Annotated in this window: 4 protein-coding genes; 1 reads left to right on the top strand and 3 read right to left on the bottom strand. The window is 38.3% G+C overall.

The features are described from left to right. The 3 genes from O970_RS08030 to cas1f form a co-directional block, all read right to left on the bottom strand. On the bottom strand, nt 1-1,341 hold a 1,341-nt coding region (locus O970_RS08030), incomplete at its 3' end, for a type VI secretion system Vgr family protein (protein ID WP_024496595.1). A gap of 520 nt (nt 1,342-1,861) precedes the next feature. Next, nucleotides 1,862-5,281 carry a type I-F CRISPR-associated helicase Cas3f gene (gene cas3f, locus O970_RS08035; protein WP_024496596.1) on the bottom strand — a complete coding sequence of 1,140 codons (3,420 nt, stop codon included), beginning with the start codon at nt 5,279-5,281 and terminating at the stop codon, nt 1,862-1,864. Continuing rightward, nucleotides 5,278-6,225 carry a type I-F CRISPR-associated endonuclease Cas1f gene (cas1f, locus tag O970_RS08040; RefSeq protein ID WP_024496597.1) on the bottom strand — a complete coding sequence of 316 codons (948 nt, stop codon included), beginning with the start codon at nt 6,223-6,225 and terminating at the stop codon, nt 5,278-5,280. The genes cas3f and cas1f overlap by 4 nt, the downstream gene beginning before the upstream one ends. 196 nt (nt 6,226-6,421) lie before the next feature. Between cas1f and rarD the strand changes: the two genes are divergently transcribed. Further along, complete coding sequence (rarD, locus tag O970_RS08045) at nt 6,422-7,294, top strand: EamA family transporter RarD (RefSeq protein ID WP_024496598.1); 873 nt, start codon at nt 6,422-6,424, stop codon at nt 7,292-7,294. Nucleotides 7,295-7,373: the final 79 nt, after the last annotated feature.

Genomic DNA, 7,373 nt, shown 5'->3' on the forward strand with positions numbered 1-7,373 from the left:
CTCCCCCGCATAAGGTTTGGCCAGTCTTAGCCAGAGGCTCTCTTCCCCGTTTTTCCAGCTGCTTAGGTCGAAATTAAATTTAACGCGGTAACGGCCTTGGGTGTCGATATAGCCGTAGGTGTCATTATCGGGGCTGGTGATGGTCGCCGGTAGTGTGCCGCTGATTTTTGGCATCGGTAATACTGGTGGGCGATACGGTTTTAGTAAATTAAATGGGATGGCGGTAAATTCAATCAGATAACTATCGGTGCGGTTACCGTGCCCTGTGGTACTAAGAATGATTAGCCCATCACTGAGGTCGGCGGATAATGGGTGTTGCGTAGGGATGATTCGCTGACCGGGGGTTAAGTGGAACTGGTTGCTTTTACCGGTGATTAGGATTTGTTCACTGAGGTACTGCTGATGGCGGATTTCGGCATACCATGCGCCGGTTTCTACCGTTTGCTTGTCGCCTTTCTGTTTATAGTGCTGGTCATAGAGGTATTGGGTGCCGTGGGTGGTGTTGTCATCGGGCTGACTGTTGACCTCAGCTAGCATATCATTGCCTGCTTCACGGTAGTTATAGTCCTGTACCCGCACCGATTGCGGAACGGTTTTACTGTGCTGCTGTAAATCCCAGATACTTTCGATATGACTATCAACGGTGCCGCTGGGTTGTTGATAAACGATCATGCCGTAATGGTGATAACCTTGTTCGCCATCACTTATTACCATTACCTCACAGCCATGTTTACTGTCGGTTTCAAAACAGAACCAGACCCCGATATCAGCTAAAATACGTTGGATAAATTCGAGGTCGCTCTCTTGCCATTGGGTGATAAATTCACGCATTGGGTAGGTGTTACGTAATTCTAAGCGGTAGTCAATGCCGGTAAAGCCGTGTTTACGCAATATCTGCTCCACCACCGCAATCACACTTTGATGTTGATAAATGGCGCTATAGCGATGTAGACCCAGTAACGCTAGGCGCGGCGCTAAGATAACTTTATATTGCGCTTGCTGTTTATTGACCGATAGCTGACTAAATTCGGTTATTACCCCATGCAAAGTACGGGGTAAGGTGGGCTGTGTTAAAGAGCTAAGTTGCGTGGATAAGAGATGAGTTGGTTGGGGCTGAAAGGTAAAGCGGGCTTTTTGGGTAAGAATGGTATCCGCTGTTAACTGTTTATTATTAGAAGTGAAAATAATTTCATATTGCCATGGCTGGTTTAATGCTTCTTGCCCCGTTACGGTATGCACCGACAGTGAAGAGGTAACTTTATCTATTTGTAATGTATAATGATTACTCCTTTCCCATTGCTTTGCAAAGAATTCTCTAGTGATATCAAATGGATCTATCATGTCATGTTCCTTTTATTGATACAACATAATAGAAAATCATTAATCTGAGTGATTATTTATTTTCTTTTTTATCTGACTAGATAGTTTTTATTTAATTATTAAATAGTATTGTTACTAAGATTTATATTTTATATAAATTTGATAACAAAAAAAATTTTACTAAATCGCAGTGTAAGCTTATAAATTTATTAACACCTTATTTAAAAATTAAATAAAAAATTTCGATGATAATGTTGATTTTTTAGTAAGCATGGCTAAATAACAGCCTAATATTTTAGTTCAATAAACTTAAATAAGGCGTGTTATAATAGAACATCAAGTATTACTTGCGATAATTTTGCTTGGTTCTATTGTAACTATTATTATTGTTCTTTGTTTTACTAAAGAATCTATTTTAGATTATGTGTGATATACGCAAACTTTATGACGTTGAAATACCTCAATGAGTTAATACTAAATATAAAAGCACATAGCTATGCTTAAAGCCCGCCATTAATTAATGATAAATTAACTTAATAAATTATATCTTTATAGACTTTTCATAAAACCCAAACCATGGATGATAATACCATTTTATTTCTTTATTTAAGGTGACGGTTGCCCATTTTAACATGATTGAATTTTCAGCATGTTCTCCCTCATAATAAGCTAACTGTTGGACTTCTTGATAAAAATCAACGTTTAACCATGGCTGAACTTGGGGATTTTGAGCAATTACATCCTCCCAAGACTCATAACTGATATAGTGGTTGTTTAACCCTGTATTTAAATCATCCGGAAATTGGCGTGCTATTTTGGCTAAGCGGAAACAAAAATGCTTATCATATGGATGATATTGACAAATATAGTCATCTTGTTGCATTTGTTGTTGTCGAAATGGGGTAAGTAATTGTAAATGTCCGCAGTAAGCATGAGCCAAATCAGGCTGCCAATAACTAGTGACAACATTACTTTTGCGAGTCGTATCTTCTGTCGTGCTCGTGTTAATATTAAATAAATCCGCCATCACTCGATGTTCTAATAGTATTAAACTGTCAAGCTCTTGATGATGAACTTCAGGTGCAATAATACGTGGAATAGCATTAATATTTTTTAACAATGAATGACTAATCAAATTTTCGGTTTTATGGCTATTTAATAAAAAGGTTTTCGATTCAAATCCTGGTTTACAAAAACAAGCAGTATTGACGCCATAGTTTTGAGAATGTTCTAAAGATTTAATATTACTACCTAAAATAGCTATATTTGGGCTAGTAGCAATTTTATTTGGTCGATGACGCCAAACTCGCCCAGCTAACTGGATCAGTGAGCGCATTGAGGATGGTTCGATAATGGCCCAATCATAATCATGATCACGTCCAACTTCGGTCACTGGCGTACTGATCACCATAAATAGATGGCGCTGAGCACCACTATTATCCAATGCTTGTCTTATGGCAATATGCTTAAATAAGTCCTCTGGTTTGCTACGATTTAATAAATTATCGAGCGTTGCTTCTAATCGACTTCGTAATAAATGAAGTTGTCTAGCATGATATACCACAATATGTAATTGCGTATCATTCGGTATCTCGCACTTAGTATATAGTGCATGTGTTAGTGAAATCACATCTTTAGTATGCGCAAAACGAATTAAACCAATACTGAGCTGTTTTTGTGTGACGGGATCCCTATCATGATAACTATCATGTAATTGACATGCTTGTGCCACAAGTTGATTGGCTAAGACGCTATAATCGAATAATGGCTGTTGTTTTGTCTGGTAATTATCTATAGGTAAAATCAACCCTTGGCGACGAATCTCCGCTTTATGTAACTGCTGTTGACGTTTATCTATAAAATTTTGATGCTCAACTTGAAATGTCTGCTGTTCATTAACAGATTTGATAACTTGATTAAATTCATCAAACCAACCACATACAATCGGTAATGCGGGCTTGTGTTGTTGTTGTTGCCATAGTTTTCGTCCTGCTTGATAAGCATTAAACAATCCAGTGACTAAATCGGGGGTTAAGGTGGCTGAGGATAATAAAACTTTACTCCCAAGTAATCCAGCTAAATGAACGAGTCTAGCTAACGCCGGTAAATCATGATGATCAAAATTATCAGGCTCATCTAAAATAAGATCTGCGCTTAGTAGACGTAACATTGGCACAATATATTTACCACCACGTAAACATTCTGAAGCTTGAATCAAATGGTCAATGGTACAAGAAACTAAAGGGGTTAGTAGGAGTTGTTTCGCTTTACGGTCATTAATAATCGTCGCTAATGGTTGGTTATCCATATCTGTTTCAACAACATCCACATCTCCCTCTATTAATGGTTCGCACGATTCACTTCCCTTTACTAAATATTCAGACGTCTCTGACTCACAAGCTTCCGGCGCAAGTTCATTATCGATTAGATGATGGGGGTCGACGTTACCACCGATTAAAATAGCGAGATGTTCATCGCTTAGATTTAACCGTTCACGTAATGCTTGACCTGTTTGTAAAGTAAGCACTCGCAGCCCTAGCGCAATCGTAAAACGTACCCCCGTATTGTTATCGGATAAAGCAGCGATAATTCGGGCATTACCCAGCGTTTTACCGCATCCCGTTGATGCCATATTAACACCAAAAAAGCCTGCCTCCGCCGCCGCAAGTGCGGATGATTTTGCTACATCATAAGCCCCATTTTGCCAATCAAAGCGTTTATTGGTGGTACGCTTAGCGAACGGTTTAAGATTAGATAAGTAAGGTAATTCAGTAGTTAATGAAGGTAAAATTCGGGCAAAATGTGCGGCTGATTTCGCCACCCCGATCAAATGTTGTGATAATTCTTGATTATAAACGTTGGCTCTAAGGGTATTAGCAATTAACTGTGAGGAGGTCGGACGCTGTTTTTCAGGCACAATATAGCTAGAAAAGTGGTAATCAGCGGTCATTAACGTTAATCTTGATAAATGTAATAGTAAAGGATTGCTTATCGTACCTTGTTGAGCAAGCTCGATTAAATTGCGATGATTTAATGCCTTATTTGCCCAACGGCTAAGCTGAGATAACCAGCTTTTATTTTCCGTGATACTTTGCTTAAGTTGCCAAAATTGCTTAGGAAAACGATGTTGACTTTGAGGAGACCAAACCCATTGGGAAATGGCTTGTAAATGAGAAAAAAAGGCTTCAGGGGTATAGTTTTCGATATATGCGCTGTCTTGTAACTGTTTATCACGATTGATTTTATGGTATGACTCATCACTCTGATTCCAACGTTCATCACGTAAACAGAGAGGTAATCGATGATGAGAAACAATTAACCAAGCTAACCATTGCCCTAACGAGGGGACGTTAGTTAACGATAAATTTACGACCTTCTGGTTAGCTGTTGTTAACGATTGATACCAATGCGGATGCTGCTGCTGATAATCATCAAAATTCGCCAGACGTGTTAACATGGCTTGATTCGTATGACATCCCGCAATCATCTGTATAAACAGATGAAGTGAAATCCATTCGTGACGATAAGGATCGCCTGCCATAGTATGGGTTTGCAGTTTGTTCTGAAAACCTACGGTTGCTTTACCTAAATCATGTAATAACGCCCCAAGGGTGGCCATAATCTGGATTGCGGTACCATAGTACCAATTATTTTCATAATAACGTTGTAAAATAGGTTGTGAGCGACGCTGGGTTGGTACTCGCCCCTGTTGATTAAATTGTTGACGATCGCCAACTATCCATTTTAATGTGGATTGATTCTTACCATAGGTACAATAACAAGCAACAGCGGTATTTTTACGAGCATGGCGTTTAAGTAGCTTATGTAGGGTATTTAACCCATGTTCAGTCATGACGGTTTGCCATGTTCGTTCACCACAACGTTCCGCAAATTGATCAATAATACGGCGCGTTTCTTTTAATGCATTTTTTTTACATTGACTGATTAATAAAATATTCATGCTTGCTCCGCAATACTTTTTAAGGTATCAATCATACAATCCAAGGTTTCGCGTTCGGCAAAATTATGAATGCAATGTTGCCTAAATGTCTTTTCATCGTCACCCGCCATGGCTGAAATAAACGCTTGTGGTAGAATAAGACTATCTTTAATTATATCTGCCGCATCAAATACTAGCCCCCCTCGCCGAGTTTTTCCATGTAATATGGCTAATCCATGCGGTAGACCCAGTACCCAACAAGCGGTTGCACCAAGTCCGTAAGCAAGATAATTACCATGATCAAGAAATTGATTTGCCGGATCCCCCTGTGATTGTCGTCGTTTAAAATCCTTACTATAATGCGTAAGCCCTGCGGCAAAGGCATATAAGCGTTGACTAAAACGTCCTTCAGCCGCTAATAATGCCTGACTGGTTTGTGCTTCAGTGAACTGAACAGAAAAATCATCAAGTAACGTCTTGAGTTGACCTTTAAATCGTTCAATACGCCAGTTAAATTGAAGCCAGTGCTGGCTTATTAAAGTTAAACGCTGTTGTTGTAACTGTTTTGCCGCAGCCAAACGTCGTTGATCATCAAACCAAAATTGACACCATTTTTGTAAATATTCGGTTGCGCGATATTCACTTTGTGGAGAAAAAAACTGACACGCAAAGTCGACTTCATTGGCAGAAAATAAAGGAGTACCACCGCCACCACAAAAACCAATCATCACCCCCGCTTTAGCCAGCTCTCTTACCGCCGCTTGCGTAATTGAGGTTCCCGTACCAAGTAGTAAACAGGTAGTATTGGCTATCGGAATGTTCCAATATAAGCTTTGATTATTTTTTTCGGTCACATATTCTACACATCCTCCATTAACTAGCACTCGACAATGTTCTAGATAATAAAGATTGGCACGTTTTGAATGTAAAATAGTTTTTAAATCAGATGAGTGAATCGCGTACATATCGTTAACCGTCATCATTAATCTTTAAAGATTATCTTTATAAAATAAATAGTGCCAATTTTAAGAGAAAAATGGATAATGTAAATCATTTTTTAATTTAAGGGTTATTAGCTATTTCTATTGGCATAAACTTTACACCCTGATTAAATGGTCTTACAATTTCTAGCCCATCATCTATCTAATATCGTTAAAATTTATGACAAAATTACGCGCATTGTTATTGGGCATTATTGCCTATATTACTTGGGGATTAAGCCCTATTTATTTTAAAGCCATCCAACAGTTATCTGAGTCAGAAATTATTATTCAACGCATTGTTTGGTCTGCGGTAGGTTGTGCTATTTTGTTATTGTTTATTAAACAAAAGCAGTGGTGGAAACCGTTATGGCAAAAACCCCTCTACATATGGGTGTTAGTTTTTACGGGGACATTGCTTTCCGCTAATTGGTTACTCTATGTTTGGGCAATCAATCATGGATTTATGCTTGAGGTGAGTCTTGGTTACTATATCAATCCATTGATATCCGTATTTCTGGGAATGATGATCCTAAAAGAAAAAATGCGTTGTTTACAATGGGTTGCGATTGCGTTAGCGATGTTGGGCGTCATTATTCAAATTATTTTAGTGGGTAAACTACCTTGGATTTCGTTGTTACTTGGCTTATCGTTTTCAATATATGGCTTAATTCGAAAAATGATACCGATTAAAGTTATCCCTGGAATGACGGTTGAAACGTGGTCATTAGTCCCTATTTGCTTAATTTGGTTAGGGCTGATGCCAAATGCCATCACCTTGCAGCCAATATTCTGGCATAGCCATCTGTGGTGGCTATGTATTTTCGCTGGACCATTAACGCTTATACCACTGATATTTTTTAATCTAGCGGCTAAAAATTTACCTTATTCAACCATTGGCTTTCTCCAATATTTCTCGCCAACGCTAATCTTTATATTAGCGGTCGGTTATTATAATGAGCCGTTAAATTTATATACGCTATATACCTTTGGTTTCATTTGGTTGGCACTTATTTTATTTAGTATTGATAGCCTTCGAGCTTATAAAAAATAGTAACTTAATATATCGATTGCCAATCTAAACAATAAGCTACTGATCAGTGACTTTTTTCTGGTATATATTTGACCAGCTT

The organism is Candidatus Schmidhempelia bombi str. Bimp (assembly GCF_000471645.3).
GTDB classification, from domain to species: domain Bacteria; phylum Pseudomonadota; class Gammaproteobacteria; order Enterobacterales; family Orbaceae; genus Utexia; species Utexia bombi.

Coding starts and splice junctions, on each gene's coding strand:
- cas1f (WP_024496597.1), bottom strand. CDS start 6,225: ATGTACGCGATTCACTCATCTGATTTAAAAACTATTTTACATTCAAAA.
- rarD (WP_024496598.1), top strand. CDS start 6,422: ATGACAAAATTACGCGCATTGTTATTGGGCATTATTGCCTATATTACT.
- cas3f (WP_024496596.1), bottom strand. CDS start 5,281: ATGAATATTTTATTAATCAGTCAATGTAAAAAAAATGCATTAAAAGAA.